This window comes from Paenibacillus sp. G34, assembly GCF_056856875.1.
On record NZ_CM166469.1, the window covers coordinates 1,740,730 to 1,760,158 of the forward strand.

Genomic DNA, 19,429 nt, shown 5'->3' on the forward strand with positions numbered 1-19,429 from the left:
AGGGTGCATCTGAAAACACTGAAAGAATCAAAATTGCTGAATTTTTGTTCCGAGCAAGGAAGTTTACCATAGGCGTGCCGGAGCAAGCTAATGAAAGAGGAAAATATAATGATCGAATTAAAACTTAATGAATATTATCTTGTTGAATCATTTTTTACAGAAAAGAAGCAATATATTCCTGCCTTGTCTGTAATTCATGGGAACTTTCCAGGCAGGGTATTTGTTAATCAAATTCATGAACCTAATATAGCAATTGTATGGGCGACAGGCAGATGGATGTATCTCGAGGGAAATACGAAAAGTGATAAAGATCAAGTAGAGTTGAACAGTTTTATTAGTGATGTGGTAGTAGCGGATTGTAAACAATTAAACACCAGTTGGTTTGAGATTTATACTGCCGATGTTGAATCTTGGGATGCTCTCTTTCTAGCAGAGCTTCATTTGCTTAAAGTAGATAAGCATTATGAGTCAGTGTATACCTTGAATTTAGAAAAATACATTGAAAATAACAATGTTACTAGTTCATCATTGGATGATATAAAGATCAGCTTATGCGAGCATGAAATACTACCGAGAAAGCTCCATGATTTATCCTATGTTGATCAGAAGTTCAAAACAAAAACGTGTCCTGCAGTAGAGCTTAGAAGCGGAAATGAATTGATTACAATCTGTAGAAATAATGGATTTGTTTTTCTTGATGAGTATTTTATTGATGTGGATACATTTGCAGAAAAGCAGAGAGGTAGAGGGTACGCACTTCTAGCTGCAATTCGATTAATCGATCATTTATTAAAGAATAGAATGATTCCATTGTGGGAGACAACTCACCAGAATGTACCTTCACATAATCTGGCATTAAAATTGGGATTCGAAGTGAAAGAGAGCTACCCGGTGTATGCATTTAGGTTAGAAGGTGAACAGAAGCGTTAGATATAGAAATATCTCGAAGGCGGGAATATCCGATCAAAACGTATTCAAGCAGAGTTGTGGCCGTTTTCTCCTAGAAATATCAAACCCCTCTGGAGTTCATGAACACACAACATTAGATAAAATAATATGCAGATAAGGATGATAGGATGAATTCGAAGGCGCTTGATGAATTTGCACGAGCGATAAAAAAGACAAAAATCAAAAGCTGCCTAATCATGAGAGAAGATCGATTAGTGTTTGAATACTACAAAAATCGTAAAATAGAAAACAATCCTCAAAAAATCAATTCGTGCACTAAAAGCATTTTATCCATACTTATTGGCATTGCGCTTGATAAGGGATACATAAAGAGTATTACAGAACCAGTTATTCGTTTTTTTCCGGAATTAATGAATATCCTTGATGATCCTAGAAAAGGAGACATCACGATTGAAGATTTACTTACGATGTCTGCGGGGTTTGAATGGCCCGAATTCGGTGAATGGAATTATTCCACTCCAATGCAGTTTAGTTCAGACATGATAAAGTATGTGTTTGAACGAAAGCTTGAACATAACATAGGAGAGAAAATGAATTACAATTCTGGTTGTTCGCATGTGTTAACAGCGATCTTGCAGAAAACTACAGGAATGAAAGCTATAGAATTCGCACACCTCCATCTGTTTAAACCTCTTGGCATCACGAATGTACATTGGTATGAAGACAGTAAAGGGATTAACCGGGGTGGAGATGGCTTGACGATGACCACGGTTGATATGTTAAAGATTGGTACGTTATGTTTGCGACAAGGGAAATGGAAAAACACTCGTATTGTTTCATCAGACTGGTTGGAAAAATCTACGCAGCCTTATTATTTTACTTATGAATCGATTGGTCATTATGCTTACCATTGGTGGGTAAGACACCTTAATATGAACAATACAGAAGTAAGTGGGACAGAAATGATATTTGCTTTGGGCTTTGGTGGTCAATATATATGTATAATACCTAGTTTGGATGTGGTTGTTGCAATAACTAGTGACATGTATGAGGATTCATTGAAACCATTACGAATACTTGAGGAATGCCTTATAAATCTATAACAGGGTGAACATCCCTGGTAACCTAATTACATCGCAGCCGGGGCATACGTCATTTAAGCTTTCGGATTCGTGAATACCAATGGTTATCTGATACCTTTGTATGAGGTGAATTTATCTAATGATAAAATTAAATGTAAAAATAATGATCTTGATCTTATTTTTATTTTTGCCTGCCTGTTCGCCCAATAATGAAAAAGATCCTTCTAACTCAATCTTTCAGGTTGGAATAGATGAAATTGAAAATGTTAAGGTTAACGAAGTTTTTCAAATCGTAGGGTATTTGAAAAACTTATCAAATAGGTCAGTGGAGATATCTCATGGATCAGGCATGTTCAGTTATGAGATTTATAATGAAGCTGGCGAGAGAATCCTTCGAAACGGAAATGTTCTATTAGAACACGCTATTGGCTATCAGGTTGAGCTTCGACCAGGTGAAGAATATAGAAATAATGGACAAGATCAACGAAGTAAGGAATATTATCAATTCGTTATCCAGCAGCCAGGCAATTACAAAGTTAAAACAAATGTCGAATTTTTGATGAATAATGATGGCAAACAAAAGAAAATAAACTTATCGAGTGAATCCAAAGCATTCAAAGTGCAGTAGAGGATTGCAGGGAATCTCAACATAAATTTAGCGTAGGTGATATTAATGGAAGTGAACATACTCAAAAAACAAATTAGTGTAGAAGATTATATGAATCTGAGGGAAATCGTGGGTTGGGGTAATCCTGAAAATATAGAGGCCATTAAACTTGGATTAAAGAACACTTTATATTCCGTCTGTATAGAGGTTGAAGAGCAGACCATAGGATATGGAAGAATCGTAGGCGACGGTGGTTTTACTTTTTACATACAAGACATTATCGTGATACCTTCCTATCAGAGGATAGGTTTAGGTAATACAATAATGACGGAACTGATGGAGTATATCACAAGTACTTATCCGTCAGGAAGTTCAGTGGGACTCATGTCAGCAAAAGGGAAAGAGGGTTTTTATAAGAAATTTGGATTCGTTGAGAGACCCAATGAAGGTTATGGTGCAGGAATGATTCAATTCTTAAAGAAACCATAGTAGAGGCATTTCGAGCAAGGAATTCACCGGACACATAGCTGAAAGAAGTTTTTACGTTTAGGAGGAGTCTACATGATATTAGAAAAAGTTATAAATCAAATTAATATACAAAGTGAATATAAGGATTTGGTTGATACGTATGTAGAGCATATCCTGAACGAATTCAAAGATAAGATTCATAGCATTTACATGTGTGGCTCAATTCCCAAAGGAATGGCTCAACCTTATAAGTCAGATGCAGACTTTACGATTGTATGTGCCAATCCCAAAGATATTGATTACGAAAAATTGTCGAATATCAAGGATAAGCTTTTGGAAGAATACCCATTTGTCACGAAGATGGATACGATCATTTGCTCGATGGATGATGTATTACGTAGACCGAATGATTGGGGTTTTTGGGTTAAGATCATTTGTGTTTGCATACATGGGGAGGACATTGGTGAAAAAGTACCCCGGATCATCATCTCTCCAGAGTTCATTTTAGACTTAAATACAGATACCAAGAAGGAAGTGGAACACGTACGCCGTTCACTTTCTAATGCTAGTGATGACGCGATGAAAACTAGATATACTAAAGGTTACTCGAAGAGATTACTTCGTGCATTATACTCATTGATTATAGAAGATACAGGGGTATGGGAAGACGACATAACGAAGATGAAAAATGCGATATTAAACTATTGCGAGATTGACCCCGCTTTAGTTGAATATCTGTATGTTTGTTACTTGAATAGTAGTCATGTACCTGTAGAAGAGTTTCTGAGAAATGCAGAGGAAGTATATCGCTATTTCGAGAATGCCTTAAATACAATGGCTGCCTCCAGAAAATCAAAATGAATGTGAGGTGGGACAGATGAAGGAGGCTACTCCTAGATATGTTGAACAAGCATCCATGGAAAGTCTCATACAAAAGTTAAATCTGCCGCCACTCACTCCATTTTCACAGGACTGGGAGTATACGTCGGCGGATGCATCGAGATTAGATGAATTCATTACGTATTACGAGAATCATCAATTAAGTGACAATGAGAAATTTACACTGATGATCATTATGATCTCTTCATTGGATGACTACCTTTCCGAAGGAAAAGGAACGGATGATCTCAAACTATGGAATAGAATAAAACAAATCCTACGTAAAGACTATGAGTTACATATCCATACCATTAATTACTGGGCTCAAGATGAGAGCGATCTGGAAGATTGTTTTGCAGTCACACCCTATGTTAGAGAGATGCGAACCTAAAATGATAAGTGGAGTGATTTCAGCAGATTTTAAGAATAGGGGGATTACTATGAAGTTCATACTGATCTTTGGCCCACAGGCCGTTGGGAAGATGACGGTTGGTCATGAATTAACGAAAATAACGGAATTAAAATTGTTTCACAATCATATGTCGATTGAGTTGTTTCATCCCTTTTTTGGTTTTGGTAGTGAAACCTGGAGGTTATCAAGTATCGTAAGAAGAGAACTGTTTGAATCATTCGCAGGCAGCAACCAGTACGGACTTATTTTTACTTACGTGTGGGGGTTTGATCTTCAGGGGGACTGGGATTTCGTCCAGCAAACATGTAACATCTTTGAAAAGAATGGAGCTGAAGTTTATTTTGTTGAATTAGAGTCAACGATCGAAGAAAGATTAAAACGAAATACAACGGAGTTTAGACTTGATCAGAAGCCAACAAAAAGAAATATTGAGAAATCTGAAATGGACTTAATTAAAACGATGAAAGAACATAGACTCAATTCTAAAGAGGGAGAAATTACTAGAGAGAACTATTTGAGAATCAATAATACAGATTTAAGTGCAGATGAAGTTGCAAGATTAATTAAAGATGCATTTGATTTATAGACACATGCATACAAACTAACTGTATCTTGTTTACTTCCAGTGGTTGGTAAGTTAGTGGGAGTTGTGAATACAGGATCGTCAGATTAAATCGTCAAAACTAGGAACAAAGATCACGAATCTGAAGGTGAATACGACAATGATTGAAAAAGAAGAGATCATGGACAGGTTATTAATAGCTATGCCCTCTTATAAGAGTAGATACGAACGGTACATCCAAGAGAACTATGAACTTGGAGAAGAGAGATTGATCTATGTCGATATAAGTGACTTCGTCAAACATGTTGTTGAGTGTTATCAACGAAAAAAGACGGATGAATTCGATGCATTATTCGAAGTTATTGAACAGCTTCATACGAATGGAGATTCATATGTTAAAGAATTTGCTACAGTCGGTATCCTTGAATCCTTTCAGAACCAATTACTGGATGAGAATATGGAGTACAGTGAATTTGATAAATGTTTAAAACCAGAATCAAAAAGATGGTGGAATCATGTAATAGATTATTGGAACGGGAAGACTCCATACATTGGAGGGCCGGTTAAGGAACAGTCATAATTTTCTTGTTACTTACTTAGAGGACATTCTTTAGGAGATGATTCGTATAAAAGTTACGCTTCGATTTGTATTACCTAACGATGCCGGATTCGTACAGCAATATGCGAGTGACCCTCGAATTTCTGAGACAAGCAATGTTCCATATCCTTATCCGGAAGGAGCGGGAGAATCATGGGCAAAAATGGTGATTGCTAGACGCGAACAAGGAATATCTTATGTATTTACTATTTTATCTGACAATCAATTTGCGGGAGTTATGTCTCTGAATGCTGTGGATTTAAAAGAGAAAACAGCAGAACTGGATTACTGGATTGCTTGGAATAAAGGCATAGGAACAATCGCAGCCCACAAGGCTATTGTATTTGCATGGAATGAATTAGATCTTCAAATTCTCAGAAGTGCTTGTTTGGAGAGCAATACAGGCTCACTAAAGGTCCTTGAGAAGAACGGATTCAAAAAAGTGAATGACTTTGTTTTTGAAATTGGAAAATTTAAAGACAAAAAAGGATGCAGGCTTGAATTACACAGGTAAAAACTTCAAGCGCAAATCACGAAGAGAAAGGGAAAAACTCTATGGAAAAGCATATTAGAGAACTTTTTACTAAGAAAGTACTTCATGAGGCGGCACAAAAGTTTAATATTGTTGAATCGAGTCTTAAAGATTTAGAAGGATTTCAAAACTTTGTTTATTTTGGAAAGTCAAAAGAAACAAGTGTTGTCCTCCGGGTAACCCATAAATCACATCGAACTGAAAAAGAGATTTTATCTGAAATTAATTTTATTCATTACTTGGCTAACAATAATGTATCTGTTTCAAAAGCTGTGATCTCTATGGATGGAAAATATGTAGAGGAAATAGGTGATGGAGAATTTTATGCAACTTCTTTTGAGTTTTCTAGTGGACGAAAGGCTAGAATCGCTGAAGAAAGCAATCTGTTCTATCAGAGAGTCGGGAATTATGCAGGGAAAATGCATAAAGTTTCTAAGAATTTAAATGCAGCCACTGATTTAAACAGGAGACAATGGCAGGAAAAAGAGTTCCTTATACATATGGAAGAGTATTTACCAGCGGAACTTTCTTATGTAATGGACAAATACGAAATTCTAAAGAATAAGCTCAGCCAGCTTCCGAAGAATACGGATTCGTATGGGATTATCCATGGAGATTTGAATCATGGAAATTACCTGAATGTAAACGATGATGTAGTCTTTATTGATTTTGATGAAGCCGAATACAGTTGGTTCGTAAGTGATATTGCTATTCCTTTATTCTATGAAATTCCGATCCCATGGGTAGTAGATAAAAAACAAAGGTTAGAGATCACCAAGAGATATTATTATAATTTCATGGATGGATATGTAAAAGAAAATACCATGGATAATGCATGGTTAAAATTAATACCTGATTTTATCAATCTTAGACAGTTTGGAGTAGTTTCAGCCATTTATAGAAGTTATGATTTTACTAATTATAACAACTGGAGTGAGTGGGACAAGGAAGCGCTGAAATTTTATTTGAACAATATCCAGAATGATATTCCTTATATTGAAATGGATTTCTGTAGGTAGTTTAATCATCATCTAATTGACCAATTTCCGAAAGCGGTGATCTATTGAATAGCCTATCGACTGCATTACATAACTACTTGGAAAATAAATGCCAGAATGAAAAATTTAGTGGTTCGGTCTTGGTAGTAAAGAACAACGAAAAGATATTCAGTGCGGGAGTAGGGCTAGCCAATAGAGAGCATTTAATTAAATGTACTCCCGAAACCAGATTCCGAATTGGTTCAATAACAAAGCAATTCACCTCAATGGCTATAATGATGCTGTTTGAGCAAAAGGTTCTGAATGAGAGAGATGAATTAATTAAATACTTCCCGAACTATACCTTTGGTGAAAATATAACGATTCATCATCTGTTAACCCACACATCGGGAATCCCTAATATTACTCAACTTCAAGATTTTAAGAGATTAATGACGGAATTTAACCCACTACATCTAACGACAGAGTTAATCATGAAGCTGCCATTAGATTTTCAGCCCGGCTCTCAATTCAAGTACTCCAATTCGGGCTATCTACTATTAGCTCAACTGATTGAAGTTGTGACAGGGCAGACTTATGCAAATTTTCTGGCGAAGAATATATTCATTCCATTATTAATGAATAGTACAGGGCCCGATCATTACAGCGATATCATTTCACAACGAGCGTCCGGCTACGAGTTGGATAATTCAAGGGGAGTTGTTAATTCTGCTTTTATTGATATGTCTATTGCAACAGGTGGGGGTGACCTGCTGTCGACCACAGAAGATTTATATAAATGGGATCACGCGTTGTCTTTTAACAAGTTAGTTACAAGTGACGGAATGAAGCGTCTATTCTCTGACTATGGATTTGGTTATGGTTATGGTTGGTTTATAAAGGATGAACTGATTAATAACAGCTCCCGTAAAAGTGTGTTCCACGGAGGTGGAATTGTAGGGTTCAAAAACAAAATAACTAGATACCTTGATGACCAAGTGACTGTTATCGTTTTAAATAATCTTTCAACCACCGATGTAGACAATATTTCTGATCACATCACGAACCTAATCTATCAAAAATCTTAAATTCATGTGTGTCACTATTTAAGTTATCAGGAGAAGTGTTTATGGAGAACTTAAAAACAGTTTATGTAAAGACAAGCTCATATAATTTATGGTGGGGTATATATGGTATATGTTCTTTGACCGGTTGGGAAGACATTTGTATATATAACGATCCAATGGCAGAAAATGAGCTGGGGTCGACTTGCATTTGTACCAAAGACTATCTTCGTCATGCCGTAGAGGATTTACTAGATGATCCTGATGAGATAGAATTCACAGATAAAATAACAGAGTATATCAATGATGATCAGATTCATTACCATTACTTTTATGATGATCCGGCAGATGAAGATCTGTATCAGTTACCTTATATTAATTTGCCTTTAAATGCGAATGGGTTAAAACCAAGAAGTTTTGAGATGTGGCATCCTAATAAGGGAATAGATATATCTGTAATTGAGGAATGCGTTAAAGTGTACTGTTCCACATTTCTAAATATAGAGGTCAGTCAAGTAAAGTTACTTGAAACAATCCCTGTTGAGGACGCTGTAGCCTCTTATAAAGAATATTTGAGTAATATTAATAGTACTGTGGTTTTTTCTGATGACCTGATCGTCGAGATGATGAATAGATTAAATAAGAGTAAAGATGAAGTAATTAACATATTGAATCGAAGCGTATAGAAGCAAACTCAAACTCCGATCAGACACGACCCAGTCAAAGATTAAACTATCTAAGGCTGGGTCGTTTCGTAAATAGGTTGCCTGGAAACTTCGTAAAGTCATACTTTTATGGAGGTATCTACATTGAGTTCAAAACCGGTAATTATAGAAAATTATAATAACGATTGGCCATTAACGTTTTTAGAATTGCAGGAAATATTGAAAGAACACTTAGGAGATCTGGCTTTATCTATTGAACATGTTGGGAGTACATCTGTTCCGGGCCTTGCAGCAAAGCCGATTATAGATCTTGATATCGTCATAGATTCAATGGAATTAATTCCACAGGTCATAAAGAAATTGGACAATTTAGGTTACACTCACGAAGGGAATTTAGGAATTGAGAACAGAGAGGCATTTGCAAGAAGGGATGAGAAAGTTCCCTATACCAAAGCAATGAATCGAAAAGCAGAGCATCATTTATATGTTTGTAGTAAGGAAAGTGACGCGTTATTAAAGCATATTATTTTTAGAGATATCTTAAGACAACAGCCTCAATTAATTGAAGCGTACTCAAATCTAAAGAAAGACCTCGCAAAAAGGTATAAAGATAACCGTGAGGGCTATACCAAAGGAAAAACTGAATTTGTAACAGCGGTTATTCATGAATATAAGTAAATGAAAATTCTATAGGGTGGGGATCATGTGAAGCTATTGAACAGCAGAAGCAAGATTATTACTTTGATTGTCGTATTATTGATTTTGTCAACTGTTGCTATTTCTCTAAAAGTCTATGCAAAACCTGTAAATGCTGTTTTAGTAGATTATTCAAATATGGATCAAATGGAAAAAAATATATACATGGAAGCTGACGCTGAGAGTTACATGAAAACTCAACTCCTGGAGTTTGTCACGTTATCAGAGGATAAAGTGATTGATATATTCGGAAGCAGAGTTTCATCTCCATATTTAATAGTTGCTCTAAGTGAGAATGCATTGAACAAGTATGCAGAAAATTTAACGGGTCAAACTTATTATTATCCATGGAAGAATTATATTGTTATAGGACCAGAGGGGTTAAATGAGAATGTAATATCGCATGAGTTCACACATGGAGAATTGAGAGAACGATTAAATCATAAGAATAAGGTACCTGTCTGGTTTGATGAAGGTCTAGCAACAATGGTTGATGGTAGATATTCAGGCAATGAAGAAGTGTGGAAAGATAATACGAATAATGGGGAGAATCCTGTTGATTATAGTACACTAGGCTCACATGAATCATTTAATAATTATGGAACGAAAGAGGCTTGGACGAATTATAACTTGGCATGCTACGAAGTTACTCGTTGGTTCAAAGTTGTGGGTAGAGATGGGCTTCTCAAGTTAATCGATGGATTAAATAACGGTAAAGAATTTGATGAACTATATAAGTTAATAGAAAGTGAAATACTTAATTAGTAGTCATAGTTGAAAACCCTTTAATATGGAGGTTGATTATGGGAGCACATAAAATAGAAGCTGTCTTTATTGATCGTGATGGAACAATTGGTGGTTCAGATGAGATCCTTTACCCCGGGGAATTTGAATTATTTCCATACACAAAAAAATCTCTAGAAAAACTAAAAGCACTTGGAATTAGACTGTATGGATTTACAAATCAGCCTGGTATTTCAAGAGGTGAAGCAACAAAAGACGCATTTGTAAGAGAAATGATGGATTTCGGCCTCGATGATGTGTTTGTATGTCCGCATCAACCTACGGATGGATGTGATTGCCGGAAACCGAACCCAGGAATGCTACTTGAGGCAGCTAAGAAGAATCAATTAGATCTAAGTAATTGTGTAGTAATTGGAGATAGATGGTCTGATCTATTGGCAGGTTATCATGCCGGATGCCATAAAGTATTAGTTTTGACAGGAGCGGGGAATGAAGCTTTGAATAAATATAGACATAAATGGTCAGATACTGAAGCAGATTTTATTGCAAAAGATTTCGAAGATGCCGTTAATTATGTTATTAATTACCTTGGATGAGTAATGTGCGTCATCTAGTATAACCTGTACTGTGATCAATTAGCTCATATGTTTGGAGGGGGATTATGCGAGTAAAGACATTTCTCGAAGAAAAAGATTTAAGATTTAAAGACGTAGAATATTTGTCTCCAGAAATCAAAGCGCTAGTGTTCGATCATCATATTAATGTCACAGAAGGAGAACGTGAAAGTATTGCAGACATACATGTTCAATATAATGAAAGCTTATACTTTCAATGTAAAGTGATTGATTTATATCAGGAGCATTCACCAAAGATTACCTGGATCAAAAATAGTTACGTAACGGATACAGCGAATAATGATTTTGATTATGAGGATGTTATGCCTCCCTTTGGTATTGTAGAGTTATATGACTTGCATATGAAATGCAATTCGGAATGTACGAAAGTTATGATCCAAGCGCTGCATCAATTGACGTTCAATTTCTTATTGGAATATTTCAATTTAATTGTTTTCCATTCAAAGGAGGCTACGAATGTTATCGATGATGACAATATGAGATTTAAGCGTTTCAAGATACATGATGAACTATATTATAGGTCGATTGCTTACTGAGTATAAAGAAAAGTTAGGTTTTCAGGAGAATTCATAATGAAGGGGAAGTACAAGAGCATATACAGAACTTTAACAGTACGATTGGGAGGGGGGGCTAAACGAAATACATAAGTAATATCGTTTTAATAGCTAATAACATGTATCTTGTGAGGTGGTCAAGATGATCAGAAACGCAGTTAGAGCATTAATTGTTGAGGATGATAAGTTGCTTTTTATTAAGAAAGAACGTCCGGATATAGGGATTTATTATGTATTACCGGGAGGAGCGCAGGAACCAGATGAAACGTTAGGACAGTCGCTCAAAAGAGAATGCTTGGAGGAGCTTGGACTGGATATTATAGATAGCAAATTGGTGTGCATTAGAGAGTACATATCCAAAAATTATGAGTATTCGTTAATTATGAAAGAAGTGCATGCAATCGATTTTATGTATACATGTATCCCTGATTCCAATAAGGTCCTAAATGGCTTACAAGCTGATATAGGGCAGATCGGAATAGAATGGTTACCTATTGCAAAAATCAAACATTCATTGATACAGCAAGATCTTAAACATAGAACGTATCATTTTCCCAGAACAACTCATGACTTTTTACAGGAGTTTTTGTTCGAAGAGATTCGAGCAACCTACTTAAGCAGGGACTTCAGGAGTTAATTCAAAAAACTGAGGAAGCTGATTAAGTTGGATAAGGAGTATTCTTCTCTGAGCTGCTAATGCAGTAGCGATGTTATACAAATCTTCAAAACAAGGAATAGGGATTGATAAAATTGATAGGTAATACCTATCAGCTGCGTTTAAAACAATCCTTCCAACAGAAGGATTGGGGAGAATACAATATGAATCAAAAAATATAGTTATGATGGAAGGCGAAGTGATTTAAATGGATCTACTTGAAGTCTTTGAGCAAACGAGTGAATATGTCGATGTTAAGCATCCTGTAATTGTTATCAATGGCACTCCACTCGATATCTATCTTGATCAGTACTATCCGGATCATCATTTTCTAGGTTTAGTCCCGACAGTGACTGAGTGGATTAGTTTTAAAGAAGAACTAGATGTATTAATGAATCGGTTTTATTCTGACCAAGAGAAAGCGATTTTGCCTATTTTGATGTGTCCAGATGACACAGATTTGATATGCACTGTAATTGTGGCTGAGGTTACTAAGTATGATAAAGAGGTGATTTGGAGCAGGATTGGGATGGATATGAGCGAGCTAGGCATACCTTTTAATTATGAACTTATAGGCTCCACGGTAACCTGGTTGGATCTCATACCTGAATTACAATTTGCTAAAAAGATATATTTTGATACTCTCAAAGGAATTTATCGACCGAAGGATGAGCTTCAATAATGTGATTATATTTCATAACTACATCAATTAATAAATAATTATTTACGATATAGATCAAGAGTAGCAACCGCATAGCAAGAACAAAAACATATAACTGGAGGTCAATCATGGATGTTGTGATTCGAGAAATCCAAGAGACGGATTATGCTGATGTAGTCATGTTATGGAACAATGACTTAGGCAGTACGACTGTTACTTCTGATAATATATCTGCACGGGTCGAAAGACTGAATTCAGATGAAAACTACAAAATAATAGTCGCCGTATCAGATAATAAGGTAGTTGGTTGTATTTCAATGGTGCAAATCATGGCATTGGAATACGGGATCGGATACTTACAAATTAATGGCCTGGTTGTTCAAAAAGATGTTCAACAAAAAGGAATAGGCACTAAATTAATTAACCATGCCGAGAATTTTGCTTCAAAGAACGGGCTTTCTTACATGATATTGAATTGCGGATTTCAACGTACAAAAGCGCATGAATTCTATGAATCTAAAGGATTTGATAGATTATCCTATTGTTTCACTAAAGAAATTAAACGAAAAGGGGATTGAACATGATAACTATTCGGAATATGACAGAAAGTGAATTTGAGAATTTTAAAGCATGGTCTGTTAATGACTATGCAGAGGATTTAATCAGATCGAACATGAGTAGTGATAAAGAAGATGCTTATACATCTGCTGAAAAAGAATTTAATGAAATACTCCCAATGGGTCTATCAACAGAGAACAATTTCTTATTTGTAATGATAAATGATAGTTTAGAAGAGATTGGCTTTATCTGGTATGAGAAAGAGAATAGATCGGGATTCATTTGTGATTTCTTGGTTAAGCAAAATTACAGGAATAAGGGTTATGGATTCGAAACGATGAAATGGATTGAGCAGGATGCCAAAGATAGAGGAATGAGTACACTAAAACTTAGTGTATTTAAATTCAATGAACCAGCCTACAATTTATATAAAAAACTGGATTACCAAGTCATTGAGGATAACGATGGAAATGTAATCATGGAAAAAGTAATTAAGCATGATTCCGTCTAATACTTAAAAGTGGGGGTTACGTTATGGACATGCCTGTTACTATGAATAACAAGTTAGAGCCATTAATTTCATATACCCAAGAAGCGGCGAAGAAATACGGTGCTTCTGCTGCTTCAGTAATCGTTATTCAAGACGGGAAAATAACGACAGAGTGGTATGCAGGAAAGCATCATTCTAAAAGTGGAGCTCTGCAAGTTACAGCAGATTCCATGTTTAATTTATACTCGTTAAGAAAAACGTATGTTGGACTTGCGACGGCAATCGCAGTTATCGAGAATAAATTATCAATAGATACGAAGGTTTCGGATATCATTACAGATATGCCGGCAAGCGAACTGAAAGGTATAACGATCAGAGATTTAGCTACGAAATCAGGTGCTAAATATTTTGGTGTGGACCGAATGGAACGAGAAGAAGTGGCTTGTAAATGGATCAAAGAAGTGACTGGGTGTACCATTGCACAACTGATTACGGAGCGCGTGTTTAGACCAGTGGAGTTGTGTAATACAGAATGGGCAGCAATACCACATGAGAAATTAGTGTGTGATTTTCAAGCTGCTGACGGTTATGCATCCATTCGAATTGAATCGAGCGAAGGTCATGAAAGAAATTTATATTCGAGTGCAAGAGATTTGGCATGTTGGGGGAATCTGCATCTGCATCAGGGCCTGGTTGATCATAAACAAGTTATACCTCTTGAAGTCTTCCAATTAGTAGAGCAACTTAGAAATGATACAGCAGACCGAAATCGAATTTTTGGATGGTATTACAAGAAGAATTGGTACTATGCAACAGGTGCAGCAGGGTGTCATTGTGTGATTATGCCTGAACAAAAAGCCGTCGCCGTGCGAATGTTAAACAAATATACCGATAACTACATTGAAGACCAGATCCTTTTTAATGAGACGTTCTATGACTGCCTTCTGGCATAGCCTTTTTAGACTTTGTTAAATAACAAGAAGGTGAAGATTTGCGTTGAAAGAAGATAAGTGGGGGTTATTAATGTGGGCGTAGCAGGTGCATTAAGCTGCAAACATTGCTCTTATAGCCAAAATGTTTCTTTAGGTTTTGGTTTTAGTTTTATGCATTTGAATAGTATTTTGCAGTGGTATGAGCAGGAAGAAGGACGACAACGCATTAGAGAGTTTATGAGCAAACCGGATACAACATTTGAGTGTTTTTATGGGTTATACGTCTGTGAAGAGTGTAAGAACTTGTTAAACGGTATATTTCTAGAATTAAAATCGGGAGATGACGTTTATACGAATCGGCATGATTGTCCCGGATGTGGCACGCAAATGCCGACAAAACCTCCTATTGATGATGCGGAGAGCTCGGAACTGGACTGTCCAGCGTGTGGGGAGGCTAAGTTGGAAATACAATTATACATGGATTGGGATTGAAATTCTAAAATCAATAAATATGAGCCTCGTGACTATGGGTCGCGGGGCTCTCTTCATGAGGTGCTACAGCCCGGTGTAGCACCTCACCCTTACGCGGGTTGCTATTGCACAGTCGCGTCCCGCTTCACCTTTTACAAGATACCCTTGCACAAAACCAATATAGTATGATGAATTGACAAGATTGAGAGAAAATGTCATGGTTTTAGTATAAAAGATCGATTGATTCTGTAGAAAGGTGAGGTGGCATGACTCAAGCTCGTTTGATTCGTGAAGATGAATTAGAGGATTTGTTATTGCTGTATACGTTTCTTCAACCGAATGATCCTGAACTAAACAGAGATCAAGGTTTGGCTGATCATTGGGCTGAAATGCTGCAGGACAAGAACATGCACATTGTTGTTGTGGAACATGAGAATGTACTTGTTGCTTCTTGTATTGTAGTCATTATTAAAAATCTGACTAGAAATGCCAGACCCTATGGATTGATCGAAAATGTAATAACGCATAAAGATTACAGGAGGCAGGGTTTGGGTCAACTGGCACTTGAGAAGGCCAAGGATATCGCCGAGCAAAATCATTGTTATAAATTGATGTTAATGACGGGTTCCCAGCGAGAAGAAGTACATCGTTTTTATGCGAGAGCAGGGTTTGAAAGAGGTAAGAAGACAGGATTTGTACTAAATATGTAATTCAACATGTGGCAGGTACATTGATCTGAATAATCGATACATATCAAATCTGAGGAGTGATTACCAATGGATATGAAGAGTCAGAGCGGTGATTTTCTTGGTAGAATTCAGATGGAATCGCAGGAAAGTGATTACGTTGTAGATCAAATTATACGCAATCTGAAACCCGGTGATGGAAAGGCCATTTACATTGCAAATGCTGGAGAGCACCAGTTCACTCAGCAGACGAATTATGCTGCCGTTGAATGGGAGCACGGACTGGAGCAGTTGAAGGAAAAGTTGACGGAGTGGCAGCCACAATTTCCGGCCCGTGCGGGGGTTGAGAGCATTCAGGTCTATTATGGATTCAATAATCTGACACCGGATGAGATTGAAGCTATGGCTGAAGAGAGCAGAACCACTGGACAACAGGTTGTGATCCGCGATTTGCATCCAAACAACACACTTGTAGGTGTCCGAATTTGTTATCAAGGAGAAGGGGAACTGACCCTTCACATTTATGGGACAACCAAAAGCCGAATTTATTTGTCAGAGGATGAACTGTCTCAGGTGAAACCGCTACGCGTTCGGGGCGCGGAAGCATTTTATTTTTCGAATCACGGAACGGATCGGTTGATCTGGATTGAGGTTGGAAGCAGTGGAAAGGCGCTACAGTATGAACTGATTGGCCAGCAGCAGTCCGCAGCAGCTCTAATTCAAATCGCTGAAGAGATGAGCGTGTAGTCTTAGTTAAGCACCGAAATGGAAAGGAACAGATATGAACAATAGAAGAAGGGCATTACTTTCAACGGTTATTGTGATTGTGGCTGCGATATTTATATATCAGTATTACAAGTCAGAATACACAAGCGAGGCAATAGCAGAGAAGGTTTTGAACCAAGATGGGTATACCGTCACGCTGAGATCAGAACATATTCCTGTTGAAATTTTTGTGAAACCGGAATGGATCACGTTTAACGTCGATGAACCCATGAAAAAAGATATCCAAGCAGCCGAGATCCACAACTCCAATCTGCTGCTGGATGTGGTGAATAGAGGTAACGATATTTATTTTTCGTTTAGGACGATCTTTAATATGCACGATCCATCGGGAGTATTTATATATAATGGATACTTTACTGATGAGGGGATTAGTACATCTATGGACACTAATGTGAAATTGTACGATAAGAATGGGAAAGAGATTGCAGTAGGTCAGACAGGACTTGGTCCAGGCGCAGCTTTTTCCTTTGGAATTGAGAAGGAAGAACAGAAGCTTATCAAGGAAGGATTCTATGTGAAATATGATGATTTTAATGTTTATAATTATATGAAAAAATAGCAGCTCATCATGAACTGGGTAAAGTGATCAGATGCGCCGTGCTATGAGGTGAATGGATGGGCGTAAGGAAGAAATATAAACGCAGCATTATTCGTGCGAATCGATTATTTTATTGGTATGTAAAGCCGGATCTGGACGATGAAGGCATCATGAAATTACATATCATTTCTGAAGATAAAATGTTTATCGTCACTTATGAGGTGGGACAGTGCAGTAGAGATCATCTCTTGGCTCCAATATTAGTGATTATCGGTAAAGAGTTTGAAGGGTGGACTGCAGATTATATGGGTCACCGAAGAGTTCGAACACCCGTATGGAACGATGGCGTAGTTACACCACGACTGATAGGGGAGATCATTGACTGGTGTTTAATGAAGGACAAAGAAATCATAAGTTTGAACTGGAAAGGTGAAATCATAGCATTGGACCAACGTATTTAAAGAGGTAGAAGTCGATGATTCGAAAAAGTCGCAGTAAAGTCAGGAGGAGTTATGGGGACAGATATTTGGTTTTATGTAGAGAAAAAACACTACCGAAGAGAGTATCAATGGGCGAATGGCAGTCTGATCGAAATCCCGAAAAGTGAAAAAGAATTGAAGGACACAGCCCGTTGGGTTAGCGAGGATCACTGGAAGGTGAATCCCAACTACCATCTCTACCTGGAAGAGTGTGCTGCTCAACTCGTACAGATCAATCCATATCAATTTTACAGCGGAGTTAGAAACTACGATCTGTTTGGTATTTTGTCCAATACCAGAAATGACCGTAATCTTAAGTTTATAGCTGCCCCGCGAGGTCTTCCGGCTGATCTTTCTCCCGAGCTGCTTCAAGTGGCATTAGAGAGTAAAGATGACTTCTATGACCACAGCTGGCTCTTGTTAGAAGAGCTTATGCAGTTCAATTGGGACGAGCGCTTTTATTGTGATGCGTTTATGGAATATAGAGAGGTTAAACAGATATGTTCCGATTTTATTTATGAAACGATCCCGAAGCTTTCCGTGTTAGGAGAGCCTCAAGATGTACGCGTGATTTTCTGGTTCGGATAGAAGAGTAATATAAAGTTATATGTGGAGGATATTATGGACATTGTAACCAAGCAATTAAAGCTGGAAGAGCTTAGTGATTTGAAATATGAAGTGCATATGGGAGATTCCCAAGCCGTTAATTACTGTAGCATCATGATCTTGAAATTCATGGGTGAGTATGGTTTTGGTTCATCTGGGAATTCAGATGCTATTTATATGTGTGCCATCGGAGAAGCAGCAGTGGAAGCCTGGGAACCAGACGGTTTGATTTTGGACTTTAGTGAGCTGGTCTACGAATGGGGCGATCTGATCGAGCGTGTTTTTGATATCGGTAAAGCCAAGTCTGGGAGAATTCCTTTCCCAGAAGCACTTGTTGTAGGCAAACAATCGGAAGAGGCAATACGAACTTTGATTTTGGGAGAATATAGTGACGAGCCTATTGACGACATTGATTGGGTTCACCGAGATCTGAACAGCGCATGGGCGTTCATTGAAGAGAAATTGACGGAGTATGATCGGGATAAACGATTGTAAAATTTGCCGTGACAGCCTTTTAAGTATAAATTCAAACGAAAAAGCCCCAACGTTGGGGCTGAATCCTAGTCCAGGTGGTATTTTTTCATAACGACATCCCGAAAGATTTGGTAATCGGATAATTGTTGTGATGTGGAGGATTCGGGTAAGCGATATGGACTTACGCCTTCCAAGCTGAATTTTCCCAAGTTATCATTAATCAAACCGTAGTCACCATAGGAGTTTCTCAGCAAAAATAGCACACTTGGTTCGTCCTTCTGTAGTTCTACATAATCATTTGCCGTGTACTTGACATTCCCATCCAGGCTGACAGGTTCAACGACTGTCAACTCGGTTAGATCTGAAGGGAAATCCTCAGGTTTCTTTAGGACTTGCTTGATCTTAATAGTGGTGTTGGTGTGGAAGGATTGCATGGTTCCGTCATCAAATGCAGTTATGACATGTTCACGATCCGCAAACTGGTCTGTTGCATATCCAATCACGATTAATTCAGCAAACGCATGAAGCTTGTCCACTTCGCTAAAGGTAATGGAGTTGGCAGGAAGATTGACTACGGTATAGACGGTTTGATCCGGTTTGGATTGAACCTTTATAATTCCGATGATAGCAATAGAGATAACGAGCACACCTAATATGGAGATGAGTATGTATTTCTTTTGGAAAAGAGACATCATATTATCCTTTCTAT

29 protein-coding genes are annotated in these 19,429 nt (G+C 37.4%); 28 read left to right on the plus strand and 1 reads right to left on the minus strand.

Annotated elements, in window-relative coordinates:
* The first annotated feature begins 90 nt into the window (after positions 1-90).
* From AC1VYS_RS07730 to AC1VYS_RS07865, 28 genes are all read left to right on the plus strand, one after another.
* On the plus strand, positions 91-930 hold the full coding sequence (locus AC1VYS_RS07730) for a GNAT family N-acetyltransferase (RefSeq protein WP_482913723.1): 840 nt from the start codon (positions 91-93) through the stop codon (positions 928-930).
* Positions 931-1,076: 146 nt separating this feature from the next.
* Positions 1,077-2,012 (plus strand): serine hydrolase domain-containing protein, encoded by a 936-nt coding sequence (locus AC1VYS_RS07735; protein WP_482913724.1) that lies wholly within the window; start codon positions 1,077-1,079, stop codon positions 2,010-2,012.
* Between the two features lie 118 nt (positions 2,013-2,130).
* Positions 2,131-2,619, plus strand: a complete 489-nt coding sequence (locus AC1VYS_RS07740) for a hypothetical protein (RefSeq protein ID WP_482913725.1) — start codon at positions 2,131-2,133, stop codon at positions 2,617-2,619.
* A 45-nt stretch (positions 2,620-2,664) separates the two neighbouring features.
* Positions 2,665-3,087 (plus strand): GNAT family N-acetyltransferase, encoded by a 423-nt coding sequence (locus tag AC1VYS_RS07745; protein ID WP_482913726.1) that lies wholly within the window; start codon positions 2,665-2,667, stop codon positions 3,085-3,087.
* Between the two features lie 72 nt (positions 3,088-3,159).
* Positions 3,160-3,927: a nucleotidyltransferase gene (locus AC1VYS_RS07750; protein WP_482913727.1), complete on the plus strand. Its 768-nt coding sequence runs from the start codon at positions 3,160-3,162 to the stop codon at positions 3,925-3,927.
* A gap of 55 nt (positions 3,928-3,982) precedes the next feature.
* On the plus strand, positions 3,983-4,336 hold the full coding sequence (locus tag AC1VYS_RS07755) for a hypothetical protein (protein WP_482934497.1): 354 nt from the start codon (positions 3,983-3,985) through the stop codon (positions 4,334-4,336).
* 49 nt (positions 4,337-4,385) lie between these two features.
* Entirely contained in the window at positions 4,386-4,943 is a 558-nt protein-coding gene (locus AC1VYS_RS07760) for a DEAD/DEAH box helicase family protein (RefSeq protein ID WP_482914944.1), read from the plus strand.
* Positions 4,944-5,079: 136 nt separating this feature from the next.
* Positions 5,080-5,499, plus strand: coding sequence for a DUF7674 family protein (locus AC1VYS_RS07765; RefSeq protein ID WP_482913729.1), 420 nt, complete (start codon positions 5,080-5,082; stop codon positions 5,497-5,499).
* 37 nt (positions 5,500-5,536) lie between these two features.
* Positions 5,537-6,031 (plus strand): GNAT family N-acetyltransferase, encoded by a 495-nt coding sequence (locus AC1VYS_RS07770; RefSeq protein ID WP_482913730.1) that lies wholly within the window; start codon positions 5,537-5,539, stop codon positions 6,029-6,031.
* A 41-nt stretch (positions 6,032-6,072) separates the two neighbouring features.
* A complete protein-coding gene (locus tag AC1VYS_RS07775; protein ID WP_482913731.1) occupies positions 6,073-7,068 on the plus strand; it encodes a phosphotransferase enzyme family protein in 996 nt (331 codons plus the stop codon).
* A 119-nt stretch (positions 7,069-7,187) separates the two neighbouring features.
* Entirely contained in the window at positions 7,188-8,114 is a 927-nt protein-coding gene (locus AC1VYS_RS07780; protein WP_482913732.1) for a serine hydrolase domain-containing protein, read from the plus strand.
* Positions 8,115-8,155: 41 nt separating this feature from the next.
* Entirely contained in the window at positions 8,156-8,776 is a 621-nt protein-coding gene (locus AC1VYS_RS07785; protein WP_482913733.1) for a hypothetical protein, read from the plus strand.
* Between the two features lie 123 nt (positions 8,777-8,899).
* Positions 8,900-9,433 carry a GrpB family protein gene (locus AC1VYS_RS07790; RefSeq protein ID WP_482913734.1) on the plus strand — a complete coding sequence of 178 codons (534 nt, stop codon included), beginning with the start codon at positions 8,900-8,902 and terminating at the stop codon, positions 9,431-9,433.
* Positions 9,434-9,460: 27 nt separating this feature from the next.
* The gene (locus AC1VYS_RS07795; protein WP_482913735.1) at positions 9,461-10,216 is read left to right on the plus strand and encodes a hypothetical protein; all 756 of its coding nucleotides are present in this window, start codon (positions 9,461-9,463) and stop codon (positions 10,214-10,216) included.
* A 38-nt stretch (positions 10,217-10,254) separates the two neighbouring features.
* Positions 10,255-10,791, plus strand: a complete 537-nt coding sequence (locus AC1VYS_RS07800) for an HAD-IIIA family hydrolase (protein ID WP_482913736.1) — start codon at positions 10,255-10,257, stop codon at positions 10,789-10,791.
* 65 nt (positions 10,792-10,856) lie between these two features.
* Positions 10,857-11,366 (plus strand): hypothetical protein, encoded by a 510-nt coding sequence (locus tag AC1VYS_RS07805; protein WP_482913737.1) that lies wholly within the window; start codon positions 10,857-10,859, stop codon positions 11,364-11,366.
* 160 nt (positions 11,367-11,526) lie between these two features.
* Positions 11,527-12,021 carry an NUDIX domain-containing protein gene (locus AC1VYS_RS07810; RefSeq protein ID WP_482913738.1) on the plus strand — a complete coding sequence of 165 codons (495 nt, stop codon included), beginning with the start codon at positions 11,527-11,529 and terminating at the stop codon, positions 12,019-12,021.
* 226 nt (positions 12,022-12,247) lie between these two features.
* Positions 12,248-12,721: a hypothetical protein gene (locus AC1VYS_RS07815; protein ID WP_482913739.1), complete on the plus strand. Its 474-nt coding sequence runs from the start codon at positions 12,248-12,250 to the stop codon at positions 12,719-12,721.
* 107 nt (positions 12,722-12,828) lie between these two features.
* A complete protein-coding gene (locus AC1VYS_RS07820; protein WP_482913740.1) occupies positions 12,829-13,278 on the plus strand; it encodes a GNAT family N-acetyltransferase in 450 nt (149 codons plus the stop codon).
* A gap of 2 nt (positions 13,279-13,280) precedes the next feature.
* Positions 13,281-13,769, plus strand: coding sequence for a GNAT family N-acetyltransferase (locus AC1VYS_RS07825; RefSeq protein WP_482913741.1), 489 nt, complete (start codon positions 13,281-13,283; stop codon positions 13,767-13,769).
* A 23-nt stretch (positions 13,770-13,792) separates the two neighbouring features.
* Positions 13,793-14,701, plus strand: coding sequence for a serine hydrolase domain-containing protein (locus tag AC1VYS_RS07830; RefSeq protein ID WP_482913742.1), 909 nt, complete (start codon positions 13,793-13,795; stop codon positions 14,699-14,701).
* Between the two features lie 72 nt (positions 14,702-14,773).
* On the plus strand, positions 14,774-15,172 hold the full coding sequence (locus tag AC1VYS_RS07835; RefSeq protein ID WP_482913743.1) for a hypothetical protein: 399 nt from the start codon (positions 14,774-14,776) through the stop codon (positions 15,170-15,172).
* 245 nt (positions 15,173-15,417) lie between these two features.
* Entirely contained in the window at positions 15,418-15,861 is a 444-nt protein-coding gene (locus AC1VYS_RS07840; RefSeq protein WP_482913744.1) for a GNAT family N-acetyltransferase, read from the plus strand.
* 66 nt (positions 15,862-15,927) lie between these two features.
* Entirely contained in the window at positions 15,928-16,584 is a 657-nt protein-coding gene (locus AC1VYS_RS07845; RefSeq protein WP_482913745.1) for a hypothetical protein, read from the plus strand.
* Positions 16,585-16,618: 34 nt separating this feature from the next.
* Positions 16,619-17,182, plus strand: a complete 564-nt coding sequence (locus AC1VYS_RS07850) for a hypothetical protein (protein WP_482913746.1) — start codon at positions 16,619-16,621, stop codon at positions 17,180-17,182.
* Positions 17,183-17,238: 56 nt separating this feature from the next.
* Positions 17,239-17,622 carry a hypothetical protein gene (locus tag AC1VYS_RS07855; protein WP_482913747.1) on the plus strand — a complete coding sequence of 128 codons (384 nt, stop codon included), beginning with the start codon at positions 17,239-17,241 and terminating at the stop codon, positions 17,620-17,622.
* 51 nt (positions 17,623-17,673) lie between these two features.
* Complete coding sequence (locus AC1VYS_RS07860; RefSeq protein WP_482913748.1) at positions 17,674-18,228, plus strand: hypothetical protein; 555 nt, start codon at positions 17,674-17,676, stop codon at positions 18,226-18,228.
* Positions 18,229-18,261: 33 nt separating this feature from the next.
* On the plus strand, positions 18,262-18,741 hold the full coding sequence (locus tag AC1VYS_RS07865) for a hypothetical protein (RefSeq protein WP_482913749.1): 480 nt from the start codon (positions 18,262-18,264) through the stop codon (positions 18,739-18,741).
* Between the two features lie 65 nt (positions 18,742-18,806).
* Here AC1VYS_RS07865 and AC1VYS_RS07870 read toward each other — a convergent pair whose 3' ends face one another.
* Complete coding sequence (locus AC1VYS_RS07870; protein ID WP_482913750.1) at positions 18,807-19,412, minus strand: hypothetical protein; 606 nt, start codon at positions 19,410-19,412, stop codon at positions 18,807-18,809.
* Positions 19,413-19,429: the final 17 nt, after the last annotated feature.